The following is a 16,381-nucleotide window of genomic DNA, read 5'->3' as shown; positions in this document are numbered from 1 at the left end:
GAAGGATTGGGTTAAGTGGTTGATTAACATGCTTGCTTTATAACGGGATATTGGCGCTACTTAGTGACCGGCTTTTTGGTCGATACGCATAAGCATTAGCTTAGAGATGGACAAGACAATAAAAGTAATAACAAATAGGATTAAACCCAAATGTAGTAGGGATGCCAAATGCAATTCACTTGATGCTTCGGCAAATTCATTAGCGAGCGCAGAGGTAATCGTTACCCCGGAAGTAAACAGACTTGGGCTGATATTAAAGGCATTACCGATTAAGAAAGTCACAGCCATCGTCTCGCCCAATGCGCGTCCAAGCCCTAAAATCACGCCACCGACCACGCCAGCTTTAGTATAAGGTAAGATAATTTTGAACATCACTTCCCACGTCGTCGCACCCATGCCATACGCAGATTCTTTTAATAAATCAGGCACTACAGAAAAAACATCCCGCATGGTGGCGGCAATAAAAGGAATAATCATAATTGCCAGTACCAAGGAGGCGGTAAACATGCCAAGCCCCATCGGTGCACCAGTGAATACTTGCCCGATAATAGGCAGAGGACCGATGTTTTCAATCAACCATGGCTGAATGTGTTCGCTAAAATACGGCGCAAAGACAAACAAACCCCACATGCCATAAATAATAGAAGGAATACCTGCCAACAGCTCAATGGCGATGCCCAATGGCTTTTTTAAGAAGTTAGGGCACAGTTCGGTCAAAAAGATAGCAATACCAAAGCTCACTGGCACAGCAATAGCGATTGCAATAAGGGAGGTGACAATCGTACCGTAAATAGGTGCAAGCGCCCCGTATTGATCGTTCACTGTATCCCAGTTATTGCTGGTATAAAATCCCAGTCCAAATTCAGTGATACTGGGCCAAGCGCCCACGATTAATGAGAGCAGGATGCCACCAAGTGACAATAGCACCAAGATTGCAAATGCTTTAGTCGCATTGACAAAGATAGCATCGTAACGTTTTTGTTTAGCCAGTTGGGACCTTAAATCATTCATAAGTGTCTCAGCGTTGAATAGAATCAAGTCAAAATAGTAAAAGAGTCAAAATAGTAAAAGAGGTTTTATCACAACAAACTTAAAAAAATCTTTAAATTTTCTGTGATAAAACCTCTCAAACCCCTACCGGAGAATAGTGGTTTGAGAGGTTGGCTCGACAGTGATTATGCAATCACTAGGATAAACAGGTTACTGTGCAGGCTTATAGACAGGTTGGCCGTCGCTGCCTTTGACCTCACTCCATTTTGCTTTAAATAAGGCAACCGCAGTATCAGAGAACGGTACGTAATCAAGCGCCATAGCGTCGTCATCACCTTGCGCATAAGCCCAGTCAAAGAACTTCAATACACCAGCGACTTGTTTGGCATCTTGTGGCTGCTTATGTACTAAGATAAAAGTGGCTGCGGCGATTGGCCAAGCTTGCGCTGTTTCAGAGTTGGTAATGACTTTATAAAAGCCTTCTTGCTGTGACCAATCGATGTCACCTGCTGCTGCAAAGGTTTTGGCAGAAGGTTGTACGACATTGCCCGCAGCATTTTTCAGGGCAACGTGTGCCATACCGTTTTGCTTAGCGTAAGCGTATTCAACATAGCCGATAGAGTTTTTCATACGCGTGACATAGCTCGACACACCTTCATTACCTTTACCACCCGCACCGGTAGCCGACGTTGGCCATTTAACGGTCTTATCGACGCCTACACTGTCATTCCAATCGCTTGACACTTTGGCTAGATAATCAGTGAAGTTAAAGGTTGTACCAGAACCATCTGAGCGAAACACTGTGGTAATGGCAGCGTCTGGTAATTTAAGCTCAGGATTCATAGCCGCGATTGCAGGGTCGTTCCATTTACTAATTTTACCCAGATAAATATCAGCAAGCATTTTGCCATCGAGCTTTAACTGACCGGGCTCAATACCATCGATATTAACAATAGGGACCACGCCACCGATGACGCTTGGGAACTGTATCAGACCGGCTTCGTTCAACTCTTCTGGTGTCATCGGCGCATCAGATGCCCCAAAATCTACGGTCTTAGCAACGATTTGCTTGATACCACCCGATGAGCCAATAGACTGATAGTTCACTTGACCACCTGTGGCTTTATTGTAGGCATCTGACCACTTAGCATAGATAGGCTGTGGAAAAGAAGCACCAGCACCGGTAATACTCATCGATGCACTTTCAGCTGAGCTAGCACTAGCGTCGCTACTCACAGCAGTGTTTGATGGTGCTGTTGTGGCTGCTTCGTCGGTTTTATCGCTCTCGTTGTTGCTAGTCGTTTGGTTACAAGCGGCTAATGTCAAAGTGCTAGCGATTGCTACTGCCATGAATGAATAACGCATTATTTCTCCTAAAATTAATCAATTTTGAGTATCAAGCATTTATAAATAACAATGACAATGGTTTTCTGGGGTTTGCTGAAATGATGCTCTGCGGTTAATAAGGAGATTGTGCCAAATAAATATGACAGTTTGATGACATAAAGCCTTACTATCACAAAAAACGACTGAAAAAAGACAGTGTTAAAAAAACATAAGAAAGGAGTGGGCACAAAAAAAGCATAGGCAGTATTCTGATTACTGTCTATGCTCATTTTTTTCAATATTACTTATTACACAAGTTTTTTACTTAGATAAATGGTATTAGGTTTTAGCGCTACCCAACAGTTGCCCCATTTGAACGATTGAGCCATGCTGCATGGTATCTTGCCAATCCGTTTTTGCTGCTTTTGGCAGTACTACAATTGCGGTTGAACCTAAATAAAAACGACCAAGCTCGTCACCTTTTTTAAAGCTCATATCATGGCCTACTTCTTGAATATCATCGGTACGGCTAATTTTACCCGTCGCGACCGTCTCAATCCCAGCGACAATCATTGCACCGACCATCACTACCGCCGCTTTACCATAGGCGGTATCAAACAGACAGACGAGGCGCTCGTTACGAGCAAACAAATCCGGTACATTAGCAGCCGTGGTATTATTGACCGAAAATAGTGTACCAGGTACATAGCGGGTCTTGGTTAATATACCGTCAAATGGCATATGCACACGGTGATAGTTGCTTGGAGCAAGATAGACCGTAGCAAAACTACCATCCGCAAAATAATCGCCATCTGCGCTATCAGCTAAGAGCTGACCGATATCATAGTCACGACCTTTGGCTTGCAGTAGCTTATGGTCATGAATCTGCCCAAGCTGCGAAATCATGCCATCCGCAGGACTAACAATACCATTGATACTGGCATCGATAATACGGGCATTGTCTTGGAGCTCACGAGTAAAGAAATCATTAAAGCTCTCATAAGCGTTTAGGCTTTGACGCTCATATTCATCTAAGCTAACATCATACGCTTTGGCAAAACTGCGGATAAACGTACGCTTAACCCAAGGGTGGCGACTGGCAGCTAAGCGCCCTGCGACTTTACTGATTTTTTGCTGCGGGACAAATTGCTGTAAGGTAGTAAATACATTCATAATAGATGACCAAAGTAGGGATTAGAAATAGTTATTAAAATAAAAAGTTGTATTAAAAAATCATAGATAGGCAGTTTTATAGCTAGATTTATTTATAAACATAATCATAAGTACCTGCACTGATAATTGTATTTTACCATGGTCCGCAGCAGACTGTATGACCATAATCGTTAAAGGAAGTAAGCAATGAGAGCTCTTATTCAGCGAGTCAAATATGCCAGCGTCAGCGTTGATGGGCAGGAGGTTGGTGCTATTGAGCAAGGTGTGCTGGCATATATCGGCTTGGGCCACGATGATAACCTACAAAGCGCCCAGCGGATGATTGATAAAATCTTGACTTATCGACTCTTTGAAAATGATGACGATCCAGCCAAATACGGTAAACTCGATAAAAATATCCAGCAAGTCGGTGGTGGGCTATTATTGGTCTCACAATTTACTCTGATGGCAAAGACGGATAAAGGTCGCCGCCCTGACTTTGGTAGCGCAATGGCTCCTGATATGGCACAAGCTTTATTTGCACAATTGGTTGATTACGCAAAGACGCAGTATTTAACGGTTGCAACGGGTCAGTTTGGCGCTGATATGCAAGTGTTGAGTGTCAATGATGGACCATTAAACTTTTTATTAGAAGTGCATTAAGTCATTAGCATGGCTACTAAGTATTATAAATTTAAGAGTAAATGTCATTAAGCTGTCATAATTAAGCCCTTTAATAAAGAAACGCTTATTTGCGTTTGTTACTGCTTTTATAAACGCTATTTTGTCCTCTAACATTAAGAATACATTATGTCTAAAGAGCAAATTTTGATTGTTGAAGATGAAGACGCCATTCGGGAAATGGTCGTCATGACCCTAGAGATGGCAGGCTTTGATAGTTTGCAGGCAGCGGATGTGTCAGAGGCGCACCAACAAGTGGTCGATCATCGTCCAGCGCTGATTTTATTGGACTGGATGTTACCCGGTGATAAAAGTGGTATCGATTTTTGCCGTATGCTAAAAAGCGATACCCTGCTCGCCGAGATACCGGTTATTATGTTGACCGCCAAAAGTGAAGAAGACAGTAAAGTGCATGGTCTTGATGCAGGCGCTGATGATTATATGACCAAGCCGTTCTCGACCCGTGAGCTTATCTCAAGAATCAAAGCGGTATTGCGACGTAGTAACGCGCTAAGCGGCGACAAACCTATTAATATAGGCAGGCTAACTTTAGATGCCAAAAGCCAACGCTTTATGGTGGGTGATGACATTATCGATATGGGTCCGACAGAATATCGCTTATTGGCGTTTTTTATGAGCCATCCTGAGCGCGCTTATACCCGTGCTCAGCTGCTCGATCAAGTATGGGGCGGTAACGTCTACATCGAAGATAGAACCATTGATGTTCACGTAAAGCGTTTGCGCACATTACTACGTCCACATGATTGTGATACATTGATACAAACGGTACGCGGTACAGGTTATCGATTTTCTAGCCGTATCGAAAAAGGGTAATCGCTAGTAATATGAATATTGTATAGTGTCACCTTTTAATAGTGTCGCCTTTTATCGGGAGCGGCCAATAGTAGAAAAATTATAAAAAATAATGGATAAATAAAAATGCCTATCCAAGATAATGAGCAAGGTGCCACAAATCAACTTAAAAAAATCAGAAGTGCTTTACGAGCATTACGTGATGCTGTGATTTTGCTCAATGACGATGATGGACTTGAATGGTGGAACCAAGCGGCGCAGGATTTATTATTGTTGCAATCCTCAGATAAAGGCAGGCGTATTTTTGAATTCATTAAAGTGCCTGAATTTATTAAGTATTATCAGGAAGCAACAATGATTAATATCGATGCCGATGCCGATGCCGACGAGAGTGTGCATATCGTCTCTTGGCAAGACCCAAATCGTTATTTAAAGTGTGAGCTGACGCCATTTGGCGATGAAAAACTACTGATCATTTATGATGTGACCCGCTTGCAGCATTTAGAAGCGATGCGCCGCGACTTTGTGGCCAATGTCTCGCATGAGCTACGTACACCATTGACGGTCTTGATGGGATATCTGGAGAATTTTTCTGATCAGCCAGATATGCCTGCGAATTGGCGTCGCGGTTTTGAGCTGATGACTCAGCAAACGGCACGCATGAATAGGGTGGTCAATGACTTATTACTACTGTCTCGTATCGAAATCGAAGAAACCCATGCGTTTAATGAAATCGATATGACCAAGCTGCTCACTCATGTCTATGATGATGCACAGGCGTATAATCAAGAATATAAGCATACGATTCACTTGCATATTGATACCTATGACGGGCTATATGGCTCAGAGATGTACCTAAATAGCGCACTGTCCAATCTAGTGATTAACGCGATTAAATACACACCAAAAGGTGGCAATATCTCTATTAGTTGGACTAAGACTGCTGAAGGCTGCAGATTTGCTGTTGAAGATAATGGTATCGGTATCGCACCAAAGCATCTTGCCCGTTTAACTGAGCGTTTTTATCGCGTTGACAGCGGGCGCAGCCGAGCAACAGGTGGTACGGGGCTTGGACTGGCGATTGTAAAACATGTCTTATATCAGCACGAAGCGAGCTTGCAAATTGAGTCTGTAGAAGGCATTGGCTCGACATTTAGTGCCGTGTTTCCAAATAACCATGTACGATCTGCCGCAATGAATTAATGCTTAATATACTTTAATCCTTTTGCAAAAGTGGATAAGGATTTACCGCATTACCATTAATATAAATTCCATAATGAACATGCGGCGGTGTGCCTTTAGCATTGCCGCTATCGCCCACGTAACCAATGGTATCACCAGCATTTACCCAGTCATTGGGAGAAATGTCAGCATAGTCTTCCAAATGCGCATAATAGTGTCCTGCGCCGCCTGGTCCCACTATCATAACGACGCGACCGCCTAACGCATTTTCGCCTACCTTGCTGACGATACCTTGGGTCGTCGCTTGAATCGGCGTGCCGCGCGCTGCAAAAATATCAATCCCTTCATGTGAGCGACCTTGACTACGAGCAGCGCCCCATGTATCAGTCAGATGCTGCTTGGGTAGCGGATTTGGCAGGCTATTCTCTGTTGGTAGCGGGTGTTGCAATAGGCTAAGCTGCTGCCATTTTGCTATGAAAAATGATTGAGTTTGTTGGCTGATACTCGGTAATAATCTGTCAAATACGAATAATAGCATCAGCAATACTGCGGCCTTGATAAGTACGCTAATTGCACGGCTGATAAACGTAGGATTTGGTTGTTCGTGATTGCCATCTGGTCGCATCGACATCTCTTTGTCTTGTTATTGCTTTCACTAATATTATATAGATATTACCTTTGGCTCTTCGTATAGCATTGTTATATCTGACTTTTATCCCCATAAATGAAAAGCTACTGAATCTAATTGCATCTATTATGTAGTTGGTCCTGAATAAAAGAAGTACAAATGTTATCAATCACTACTGGGATTAATTTTGCTTGCTGTAGCTAGCTGACAGAAGCTGCGAATAATTAACCCCAGTAGTGTTGTGCTCCTTCAAAAGTAGATTAATCATAATGCTCCTTTTAAACGAGCAAAACTATCTGTCATTTATGTCCAACTTGCTATGGTTAAATTTTTATGGCTGCTGCTTTTAACATGGTCGATACTGCGCTGATTATCGATACCGAAACCGATCAAGGTCGTGATCCACGACCTATCCAAGTGGCAACGATTAACGTAGCTACGGGCTTTGAGTGGATGAAATACTTTAATAGTGGTCGCTCAATATCGCCAGTTGTGATTAGAGTCCATGGCATTACCGATGACGATGTGGCTGGGCTTGAGCGTTTTGAGCTTGAGCAGTTTACATTGCCTGAGTATCTTATTGGGCATAATGTACGCTTTGATTGGCGGGTAATTGGTAGTCCTTCCGCTAAGCTAATTTGCACCGTTAGGCTGGCACGCGTCGCCTTTCCTGAATGGAGCGCCTATGGTCAGTCCAAGTGTATCGAGCAGTTATTGGGCAAGGGTGAATCTAGTAGGATGACGATTGCCGCTCATGATGCGCTCGGCGATGCTCGTATGTGTTATCTACTGTATCAGGCTTGCTGCGAGCGCTTAGCAATTGCACCAACTGATTTTGCAGCAGCGCATGCTATTGCCAATAAAGCCAATCCAGTTAGTAAAATGCCCTTTGGTAAATATAAAGGGAAAGTGATTAAAGAGGTGCCTATCGATTATGTAAAATGGATGCTGGGTAATATCCATAATCTGCAGCCGTCGCTTTATTCTGCATTGACCAAACGCATCAAGGCAGAAGCGGCAGAAAACGCAAAAGAATCAGTAGACGAATCCGTAATTAAATAGGCTCTGAAGTCTATTGATTATGTAACCAATCAATAGCCATTTGCCACAGCTTAGGCGCTTTAGCATTGGTTCTGCTACTAAAATAACGCATGTGACCGATGCTACTAACACCAAAATCTTTGGGATCTAAAAAGCGTTTTTCTGCTGGCATTTTGGTAAAAACGCGAATCATATCATCCATATTTTTGCTATTGGCAATCTCATCATCACTAAACCCTAGCCATAACGCTGGCATATCGATCTCATCATAAAAATGCGTGTGTATACTTTTCCCAAAGGCGGTCTTGATATAGCCTGCGCCATTACACCACTCACGCCATTGACGAGCGACGCCGCGCGGCAGCGGCTCGCCCATGCCGATTTTATCCGATGGCGTGTAGCCTAACGTCAGATTAGTGAGAGGAATAAATGCTTCCATAAAACCTATGGCCTTAAGCTTATAAGGCAGGTCCATGTTTTTGATGCGACCCGATGAGCAAGCGACATTAAATATTGAAGCAATAGACTGGTAATTTGGCATCAAACCAATGAGCTGACCGCCAGCGCTATGACCAATCAAATGATAAGTGGCATCGGTAAATTCATCTTGCAAGGCCTCAAGGACGGCTGGCATGTCGTGGCGACCCCAGCTGATTAAAGATGCATCACATTTTGCCAAGTCAGTTGAGAGTGACTCACCGATACCTTCATTATCGAATGTCAGTATGCCAAAGCCATGCTCGGCTAAGTGAGTGGCAAAGTTATGATAAAACTGGCGTTTGATACCTGTTGCTGGTGCTATCATGATGGCCGTCTTTACAGGCGTTTTGGGACGATAGACAGTTGCTGCTAATGCCTGATTGCGATCGGTCATAATGCTTAATGAATAAGCCTCTGTTTGAGTAATAGTAGGGCTGTTTTCCATGGTTAAACCTTAACATATTGTAGTCATTTTTATGAATGAGCTTTGTTAGCAAAGAGAGGGCGTTAATTTGCAATAAGCTGCCAATGTGTAACCTTAAAAATGTAGTAATTGCGTAGTGATAAATGGTTGTGACCGCGTGATAACATTGCTTATGTTAAAATAAATCTCAGTAGGGAAGGCGCTCAAATATGACTTCTAAGTTCTATCCCAATTTATCTTGCATGATATGATCCATTAAGACTGAACTGAATAACTATCTTGACTATTCAACATGCACGGATAAAAATGCTTTAACAAACAAGTTCTTAATAAAAACAATTGATATAAAAGTTAAGGAAGCTATATGCAAATGAAAATTAACAATGACACGTATGAAGTGATTACCAGTCAAGATATTACTAATATCGAAAAAGCCGTGGATAAATCAGCGTTAACTATGCCGCTAGTTGCGGTCTATTGTGGGTCGCGTTTGGGTAATGATGTCATATATGAGCAAGCCGCACGAGAGCTTGGTGTGGCATTAGCAGACAATGGCATGGGTTTAGTATACGGTGGCGCGAGTATCGGGCTGATGGGCGCAGTCGCTGATGAAGTGATTCGAGGTGGTGCAGAAGCAGTCGGTGTGATTCCAACCTTTATGCTCAAACACGAAATTGCTCATGAGCAGCTGACCCGTTTACATCTCACAGATACCATGCACACGCGTAAAACAGTGATGGCAGAATATGCTGATGCCTTTATTACTTTACCGGGTGGGCTTGGTACTTTAGAGGAAATCATGGAAATCGCCACATGGCGCCAGCTATATCAACATGAAAAGCCAATGATTATTCTGAATATTAATGGTTTTTATGATCGTATGATTGAGCATTTAAAATATACCACTGAGCAAGGGTTTATGAAGCAAGAAGATCTTGAGCGCTTAGTAGTATGTAACACGATTGGTGATGCTATTGATTTACTGCAGACGATGGTCAAAATAGATGCTGCTGTCGATACAGAAAAGATGGCTGGCAACTAAAAGCAGATATATAAGCAAATATGAAAAAAGGGAAAGAATGGCTAAGAAAAGCAATTCTTTCCCTTTTTTTGTCCGCTAACTAAAAATATCTTTCTTAAGTTCTATAATTATCTGAACTATTATTAATATTTAAATCCTCTAACGCTTTTTCGCGAATACCACGATTGACGCCTGCCATTGCCTGCGGAAAGCCACGCTCTTTTGCCAAATCACGGGCGACTGTCTCAATAGCCAGACTGTCGTTGTGCGCCAGATACGCCCACTCATGAGAATAGCGATTGCGGTTCACGGGCGTATCAAGTTCAATCAAACCAAGCTCACTCAATTCATCAACGATTTGATCTGCCGCAATTAGAGTTGAAGATGCTTTGACGTTTTCAGCACGGGCATAGCGAATATTAGAGTATAAGCTCACATCAGCGACCCGGAGTGTATCATCCTCACCAGGAATTTGCTGCCCACCGTATAAAGCATTGCCGACAGTACGGGCACTATGGAAGGTCGGTACAAATTCTGCCACATAATCAATCGCTTGTTGGCTACGCGCTTGTAGCGGTGCTTTGTCCCAACCATCTTCGATATAGTGCACATATTGCGGCGGCAATTTTGGTTGGGCGCTGTCTTTACTTGAAGCCACCAAACCATCATTAAATAGCGTGATAAAATTACTCATGCCATGTATCTGAAAATAACCACCTGGATAAGGGGTTAGTTGTGCCATCCCTTCAGGTGTACCGCGATTACCATAGACAATAATCTCTGGTATCTGTCCACCAGTATCTTCCCAATGAGTAATATAAGAGGATTTAAACTCTACCATACGCGTGACTTTGACACCGACCATATCATCAATCACCCCTGTACGAAAACCACAGGCATTGACGAGGTAATCAACTTCGATGGACTCGATTTTGCTATTAGATTGCGCTTCAGGATCTAAACCAGCGCCTTGCTGATAATCAATACGCCATTTGGTCACATGATGATCAGCATTTGAGCAGTTTTCACAATCAACTGGCATGACCTGCTTTACTTGAGTATCAGTAAAGACATGCGCATGCTCATAACCATCTAATGCCAATTGCGCCGATGCTGCCAAGCGAAAGATATTCCAGCCATATTCTTGTACCACAATCAGCGGAAATTTAACTTTATTTAAATCTAAATACTTAGCAACCGGTATCATCCATTCATCAACGGTAGTTGGCACAGTCACTTGCTCACGCTCAGACAATGCAATCAGTTGTTCATGACTGTAGAGCTGATAATAATCTTCCGGTTCACCCAGTACTTTGTTATTGGCATCTTGAGCAATCAGCTCACGATAGGCATCGGTCAATATCTCAAGCCGCGGTAGCAAGTCTTCCGGCATGCCGTCATCACGAGTCGGCACCGCAAATACCGTTGGGCGTACATCAATGGTATAAGGATAAAGACGTAAAATATCGATGCACTGTTTGAGAAGGGCGACGCAGTCCTCGTCAGGGATTTCGCGGTAGAGATTGCCACCGGCATGCAAATGGCACATAGGCGGACCATCAATCAGCGATTTGTTTTTTTCGAACACGTAAGTTTCAAGCCCTAACGCTGCCAATCGAATGGCAATGGTTGCCCCCGCCGTACCACCACCGAGGATACCGACACGTTGAGTAGCAATTACTTGATTATTCATGAGAGAGTGAGTCATTGTCGAGGTTATATCCTTAATAGCATTTGCATCAAGTGGTACTTAAATCAGTACTTAAAGGCGTACTTGGCATAGGCATGAGGCGGCTTATGGATATTGATATGCGTGCAGAGGCAGTCAAGTTCAACAGTGATCATAAATCTCAATGGTCACATTCGCCATTGTGTAGTCATGCTTAATTTCTATAGCGCTATTCTACAAAAAACGTTGGGGAATAGAACGGCAAATTGGTAAGTGCATACATGATTTTTGTCAACGTTTAACCCAAAATTCTATTGGCCATAAACTTACGCAATCAAGATAATATCTTTAATTCAATTTAAAAGCGTCATCCTATTGTTACCATAGGGACGAGCAGATTTACTTTCTCCTAAAACCGCTAATTACTGATGGTATTAAGTATTTTTGTTTGGCGAAATTGTAATGTTTATGGGCTTTTGTAAATTTATATGAGGACAAGAATAACAGCTATAAATCCTATGCTATATTTAAAATCTCAATAATGGGTTTAAGATATTCGCTTGCAATTTATTATGGCTTAAATCCTAGAGTGATAAGAACGATCTAATAACAATTAACAATCTATGATGACAATGACAAGGAAGTTATTATGAAACATATTTTAGTTTTATCCACTCTTAGTGGTGTGTTGGCTCTTAGCGGTTGTTCCACGCTAAACAATATGGTCGGTAATGACGACTCTGGTATGCATGACGTGCAAGCAACCAATAAAAATACTGCGCCTGTCATGAGTAAAAACGGCATGCTGGTTGATTCTCGTAACCATATGACTTTGTATACTTTTGATAAGGATTCGATGAATAGATCAGAGTGTGGCAGCGCTTGTATGCTAGTTTGGCCGGCATTTATGGCACCTAGCAATGCCAAAGCTTCAGGGCAGTTTGCTGCCTTCCAACGTGAAGACGGCAAGTATCAATGGGCCATGAACGGCAAGCCGCTGTATTTCTATGCCAATGACACCAATGTTGGGGATAAAGATGGCGACAATAAACTTGGTGTTTGGCATATCGTTAGAACCAAGTAAGGTCTGAATATAAAGACTAAGTTTTACCATAAAAAAGCAGCCATCTAATGGCTGCTTTTTATTGCAATATTTTTAACTGCAAATTTACTTCATAAAAGTATAACATTGATATGTATAAAGCTATTTTGCTTTATTCTTCGTAGTCGCTTTTTTCTCAACCAGCTCACCGTCTATTTGAATGGGTACTTCAGTCGTAATACCACTTGCAAAAGCGGTCATGCCATAAGCAGCTCGGTCAATCACACCGGTGGCACGAAAACCAATAACTGGCTCTTTGGTCATCGGGCTATTGGCTATTTTATTCAAAGTCACATCTAGGGTCAGTGGCTTGGTTTGACCCAGTAGAGTGAAGTCACCTGTGACTGTGGCTTGTTGTGGATTCTTAAAGGTGATGTTAGTCGATTTAAAAGTCATGGTTGGATATTTTGCCACATTAAAAAACTCATCTTTTTTCAAATGAGCATCGCGAGCATCCCAATTGGTATCAATGCTGTCAGTGGCAATGGTGAAATTCATATTGGCTTTATTGGGTGTTTTGATATCGTAATTGACCATACCTTTGACATCATTAAAGTGACCCATGGTGGTCGAAAACCCTAAGTGATTGACTGAAAATCCGACACGGGTATGTGCATCATCTAGCTGCCATTGAGTTGGTAGCGCCGCACTTGCCAGCGTTGTTATAGCAATTGCTGAGCCAAATAGAACAGCTTTTATACTGTTTTTCGCTATTGTATTTTTCATTGTCTTATCCTCATTAAATGTTAGTATTCAATTAGTATTGATAATTAAATCACCAATACTAATTGAATATTATTAAATTAATCTTAAAAATTAATAGTTATTGATTATATTATCTAACGCATCATTATACGCAGCTTGTCTATCTGCCTCAATACTATTGATGCTGCAGTGACAAATTAGCACTGATAACCCTCACAACTGCTGCTTGCATCAAACCCCAAAAACCGGTAAAATCGCGGTTTGATTTTCCCGCTGGGGAAAGGCTAAGCGAGCAGAGGAATGGTGTTGGGTGCTGGAATAAGCCAGTGACGCAGCTGCCATACTTATCAATGTCCTTAGTGCCTCAGTTACGTATGTCATCGTTTGCTGAACGCATTGTTAAAAATGCTGTTTTGCAAAGTCGTTATACATACATCGGACATAGAGAGTTTATTATGCGTAAAGATATCCATCCTAATTACCAAGAAGTTTTATTCCACGACACTAACGCTGACGTGTTCTTCTTGACTCGTTCAACTGTTAAAACCAAAACCACTCGTGAATACGAAGGTTCAGAATATCCATACTACCCACTTGATATCTCAAGTGCGTCGCATCCATTCTATACTGGTGAGCAACGTAAAACTTCTACTGAAGGTCGTGTTGCAAGCTTCAACAAACGTTTTGGTGCGTTTGGTGGCCGTAAGAAAGCTGCTGATACTGACGCTGCAGAATAATTCACACGTATTGTGTGATATTATTTTGAGCATGTGTTCTCTCAAGCATGCACAGTGATGGTATTAAGAATATAAAAAACCGCTGACTATTCAGCGGTTTTTTTGTGCTAGCTTTTGGCTAATGGGTTGATGAATCAAGTAAATCTACAATCAGCTCCGACAATTGCTGCGCCCAATAGCCATACATCAGGCTACTTGGATGAAAGCCATCGCTCGCAAACATTACCTTGATATCGATCGGCGTACCGTTAGAGTGCTCAGCGATCATGCGTGGGAAATCCGTTGCCATATAAGTGACGTTTTTATGAGCCCTGCAGATTTGCTGCAATATTCCGTCAAGAATAGACGCTTTTGCGCCAACAAAGTTATTTAGCGGAGCAGGTATTGCTGGCATTTGTGCCATAGGCGGTAGACTTAAAAAAACCAACTTGCGCACGCCGAACTTACGCTGAGCGATGGCAATAATATCTTTGATTTGCTGTTGCCACTTGTTTACAGCAACACTCGATGTCGTATCATTGACCCCAACACTTAGTATCATCACATCGATAGGCTCGTTTGGTGCTGGCATAATATATAGCCTGCGTAGAATATCAAAACTGGTGTGCCCCGTTGTCGCTTGCAGTGACCAGTTCAATACCGCAAACTGCTCATTAATAGTGGGCTGCTGCTGCAAGATTGGAATGAGCTTACCAACGAGCGCTTCTTGCTGCGTTTCACTACCGACCCCAGCGGCTGCTGAATCACCAACGATCATGATATGTAGTGCGGGTTTATTCTGAGCGGCTGACTCGTTACTGGCATGATCCAGTTGCACAGACCCATGTCTTTCTCCATTTGGCTCAGGCAAACGGACCGTATCTCGTTTGATTTTTCGACCTTGATAAAGGTATACAGGAGCAAATAAAACATCCTTTGCAGCAGCGGCTATTTTATTCTGTATTTTGCTAGTAGCTACCATCCTGCACGCTCTCTAATAATAGTTAGACTCTCGTCTATAAGTAATTTTCCATCAACATAAATATCACGTAGTAGGTTATCTGCGTCTGCAGATAGGTCTTCAGCCTTAATCGTTTTTAGCTGTCCATTACTGTGTTTGATTAATGCCAAACGCCCTTTTTTCGAGCGCTTTGAACGACTGGTGATCGGGTCTTTATAGATGTCTTTCCATATACCATTGATAGAGATAGCACTGGCTTTCATTGCCCAGCTCATGGTATCGCGATTGACTTGTTGTAGCAGTCCACCACCCATACCGAAAGTCACGTTATCAGCGCTAAAGCCTGCTTTCATGACCACATCGATAATCTTACTCAAGCTTTGTGGACTGATGCCATCACCTTGAATAACACGCACATAATCGGGCAGGACTTTGTAGCCTTTACTGTTGACTGTCGTACCAAACTTTACTGCCAGACGCTCCAAGGCTTCGCGTACGACTTTGGCCGGGTCGCCACTGTCTGGTCTGATAACTAAGGTACCGCCCATATTTTTTACATCGTTTTTTAGGCTGCCGCCCCAAATATTGTCAATGGCATTCCATAAGTCATAGCTGTCAGAGACAACAGAAAAGCTTTTACCTGCCCCGCCAAACTGTTCAATCATATTGGCAAAGGCAGCAGTTTCACCGTCGCGTCCCCATGCCGTCATCGTGCTATGCTCAGCGGCAGGGATAGAAAATGCTGGCATGTCTTTATCCATCTGATACCAGCGGCTGGCAGCCACCAAAGCCGTCATCGAATCGGTACCGGCAAAATTGACTAAATGTGCAAGACTACCGAGGGCGACAGACTCTTGGCTAGAAGCCCCGCGTGAGCCGAAATCATGCAAACGAAAGGTTAGCGATTCTGTATTGTCCGCAGACTTCTCTAGTGCTTGACGAATGATGTTTTTACAATAGTGCGAGACACTAGCGACCGTTGATGGATACCAAATTGCGCGCAGTAGCGCCGTTTCGATATAGCTTGGTAGCCAATAAAACTCAGGGTCGGTATTTATGATTTGGCAGACGACATTGGATACAGGCACGATACTACCTTCAGGTATGGCTTCGATACGTAGTGGTAAATAACCACCATGTTTATCAACCAAGCGCTCCCAGCCAGCACGGTTAAAGGTTAAGCCATGTGCTTGAATGACCATTTCGGCTTCATCAATGTCTCGATGAGTGATTGGCGTGCTTAGATATTCTTTGATAAAGGCTTGCAAGCCAAAGAACACCACATCGTAGTCGCCTTTACGTGCCTCAATATAGCTCGATAGATATTCACTACCGCTTGGATATTGCACCCAATGTGAGGTTTTGTAGCTGTCGCTATTTAGGATTAAATTATTTAAATTACTGGTGTACATCACAGAACTCCTCTGCTTTGAGATGCCGCAACGATGGCGGCGCGAAGCCTTTACCGTCTATCGGTTTAGGAAATTATT

The 16,381-nt window shown here is 42.7% G+C and carries 16 protein-coding genes; 7 read left to right on the top strand and 9 right to left on the bottom strand.

Going from position 1 to position 16,381, the window contains the following annotated elements; translation table 11 throughout:
- Positions 1–60: 60 nt before the first annotated feature.
- The 3 genes from pstC to asd all read right to left on the bottom strand — a co-directional run bounded on the left by pstC (position 61) and on the right by asd (position 3,489).
- Entirely contained in the window at positions 61–1,011 is a 951-nt protein-coding gene (gene pstC / locus JMX75_RS08380) for a phosphate ABC transporter permease subunit PstC (RefSeq protein ID WP_011514530.1), read from the bottom strand.
- Between the two features lie 189 nt (positions 1,012–1,200).
- The gene (pstS, locus tag JMX75_RS08375) at positions 1,201–2,355 is read right to left on the bottom strand and encodes a phosphate ABC transporter substrate-binding protein PstS (RefSeq protein WP_149409984.1); all 1,155 of its coding nucleotides are present in this window, start codon (positions 2,353–2,355) and stop codon (positions 1,201–1,203) included.
- 300 nt (positions 2,356–2,655) lie between these two features.
- Positions 2,656–3,489: an archaetidylserine decarboxylase gene (gene asd / locus JMX75_RS08370; RefSeq protein WP_201531976.1), complete on the bottom strand. Its 834-nt coding sequence runs from the start codon at positions 3,487–3,489 to the stop codon at positions 2,656–2,658.
- Between the two features lie 186 nt (positions 3,490–3,675).
- Between asd and dtd the strand changes: the two genes are divergently transcribed.
- From dtd to phoR, 3 genes are all read left to right on the top strand, one after another.
- Positions 3,676–4,131, top strand: coding sequence for a D-aminoacyl-tRNA deacylase (gene dtd / locus JMX75_RS08365; RefSeq protein ID WP_201531975.1), 456 nt, complete (start codon positions 3,676–3,678; stop codon positions 4,129–4,131).
- Positions 4,132–4,278: 147 nt separating this feature from the next.
- On the top strand, positions 4,279–4,983 hold the full coding sequence (gene phoB, locus JMX75_RS08360; RefSeq protein ID WP_011514526.1) for a phosphate regulon transcriptional regulator PhoB: 705 nt from the start codon (positions 4,279–4,281) through the stop codon (positions 4,981–4,983).
- Positions 4,984–5,088: 105 nt separating this feature from the next.
- The gene (gene phoR, locus JMX75_RS08355) at positions 5,089–6,165 is read left to right on the top strand and encodes a phosphate regulon sensor histidine kinase PhoR (protein WP_201531974.1); all 1,077 of its coding nucleotides are present in this window, start codon (positions 5,089–5,091) and stop codon (positions 6,163–6,165) included.
- Between the two features lie 13 nt (positions 6,166–6,178).
- Here the strand turns inward: phoR and JMX75_RS08350 are convergent, their stop codons facing one another.
- A complete protein-coding gene (locus JMX75_RS08350) occupies positions 6,179–6,769 on the bottom strand; it encodes a M23 family metallopeptidase (RefSeq protein WP_133104877.1) in 591 nt (196 codons plus the stop codon).
- 336 nt (positions 6,770–7,105) lie between these two features.
- Between JMX75_RS08350 and JMX75_RS08345 the strand changes: the two genes are divergently transcribed.
- A complete protein-coding gene (locus JMX75_RS08345; protein WP_201531973.1) occupies positions 7,106–7,834 on the top strand; it encodes a putative quorum-sensing-regulated virulence factor in 729 nt (242 codons plus the stop codon).
- 10 nt (positions 7,835–7,844) lie between these two features.
- Here the strand turns inward: JMX75_RS08345 and JMX75_RS08340 are convergent, their stop codons facing one another.
- On the bottom strand, positions 7,845–8,738 hold the full coding sequence (locus JMX75_RS08340) for an alpha/beta fold hydrolase (RefSeq protein WP_201531972.1): 894 nt from the start codon (positions 8,736–8,738) through the stop codon (positions 7,845–7,847).
- Between the two features lie 343 nt (positions 8,739–9,081).
- Between JMX75_RS08340 and JMX75_RS08335 the strand changes: the two genes are divergently transcribed.
- Entirely contained in the window at positions 9,082–9,759 is a 678-nt protein-coding gene (locus JMX75_RS08335) for a TIGR00730 family Rossman fold protein (protein ID WP_020444341.1), read from the top strand.
- A gap of 94 nt (positions 9,760–9,853) precedes the next feature.
- Here the strand turns inward: JMX75_RS08335 and JMX75_RS08330 are convergent, their stop codons facing one another.
- Positions 9,854–11,431, bottom strand: coding sequence for an FAD-dependent oxidoreductase (locus tag JMX75_RS08330; RefSeq protein ID WP_227673149.1), 1,578 nt, complete (start codon positions 11,429–11,431; stop codon positions 9,854–9,856).
- A gap of 625 nt (positions 11,432–12,056) precedes the next feature.
- Here JMX75_RS08330 and JMX75_RS08325 point away from each other — a divergent pair.
- The gene (locus JMX75_RS08325; protein ID WP_201531970.1) at positions 12,057–12,491 is read left to right on the top strand and encodes a hypothetical protein; all 435 of its coding nucleotides are present in this window, start codon (positions 12,057–12,059) and stop codon (positions 12,489–12,491) included.
- A gap of 120 nt (positions 12,492–12,611) precedes the next feature.
- Here the strand turns inward: JMX75_RS08325 and JMX75_RS08320 are convergent, their stop codons facing one another.
- A complete protein-coding gene (locus JMX75_RS08320; protein WP_201531969.1) occupies positions 12,612–13,235 on the bottom strand; it encodes a YceI family protein in 624 nt (207 codons plus the stop codon).
- A gap of 434 nt (positions 13,236–13,669) precedes the next feature.
- On the opposite strand from JMX75_RS08320, the gene JMX75_RS08315 reads away from it, so the two are divergent.
- Positions 13,670–13,951 (top strand): type B 50S ribosomal protein L31, encoded by a 282-nt coding sequence (locus JMX75_RS08315; protein ID WP_011281173.1) that lies wholly within the window; start codon positions 13,670–13,672, stop codon positions 13,949–13,951.
- Positions 13,952–14,069: 118 nt separating this feature from the next.
- Here JMX75_RS08315 and JMX75_RS08310 read toward each other — a convergent pair whose 3' ends face one another.
- Positions 14,070–14,912 (bottom strand): SGNH/GDSL hydrolase family protein, encoded by an 843-nt coding sequence (locus JMX75_RS08310; RefSeq protein WP_201531968.1) that lies wholly within the window; start codon positions 14,910–14,912, stop codon positions 14,070–14,072.
- Positions 14,906–16,303 carry a nicotinate phosphoribosyltransferase gene (locus tag JMX75_RS08305; RefSeq protein WP_201531967.1) on the bottom strand — a complete coding sequence of 466 codons (1,398 nt, stop codon included), beginning with the start codon at positions 16,301–16,303 and terminating at the stop codon, positions 14,906–14,908. The genes JMX75_RS08310 and JMX75_RS08305 overlap by 7 nt, the downstream gene beginning before the upstream one ends.
- Between the last annotated feature and the right edge of the window lie 78 nt (positions 16,304–16,381).

This window comes from Psychrobacter sp. LFX-11D (assembly GCF_904846475.1).
Taxonomy (GTDB): Bacteria; Pseudomonadota; Gammaproteobacteria; order Pseudomonadales; family Moraxellaceae; genus Psychrobacter; species Psychrobacter cryohalolentis.
The sequence above is the reverse complement of the archived record's forward strand: the minus strand, read 5'-3'. Positions and strand labels throughout refer to the sequence as shown.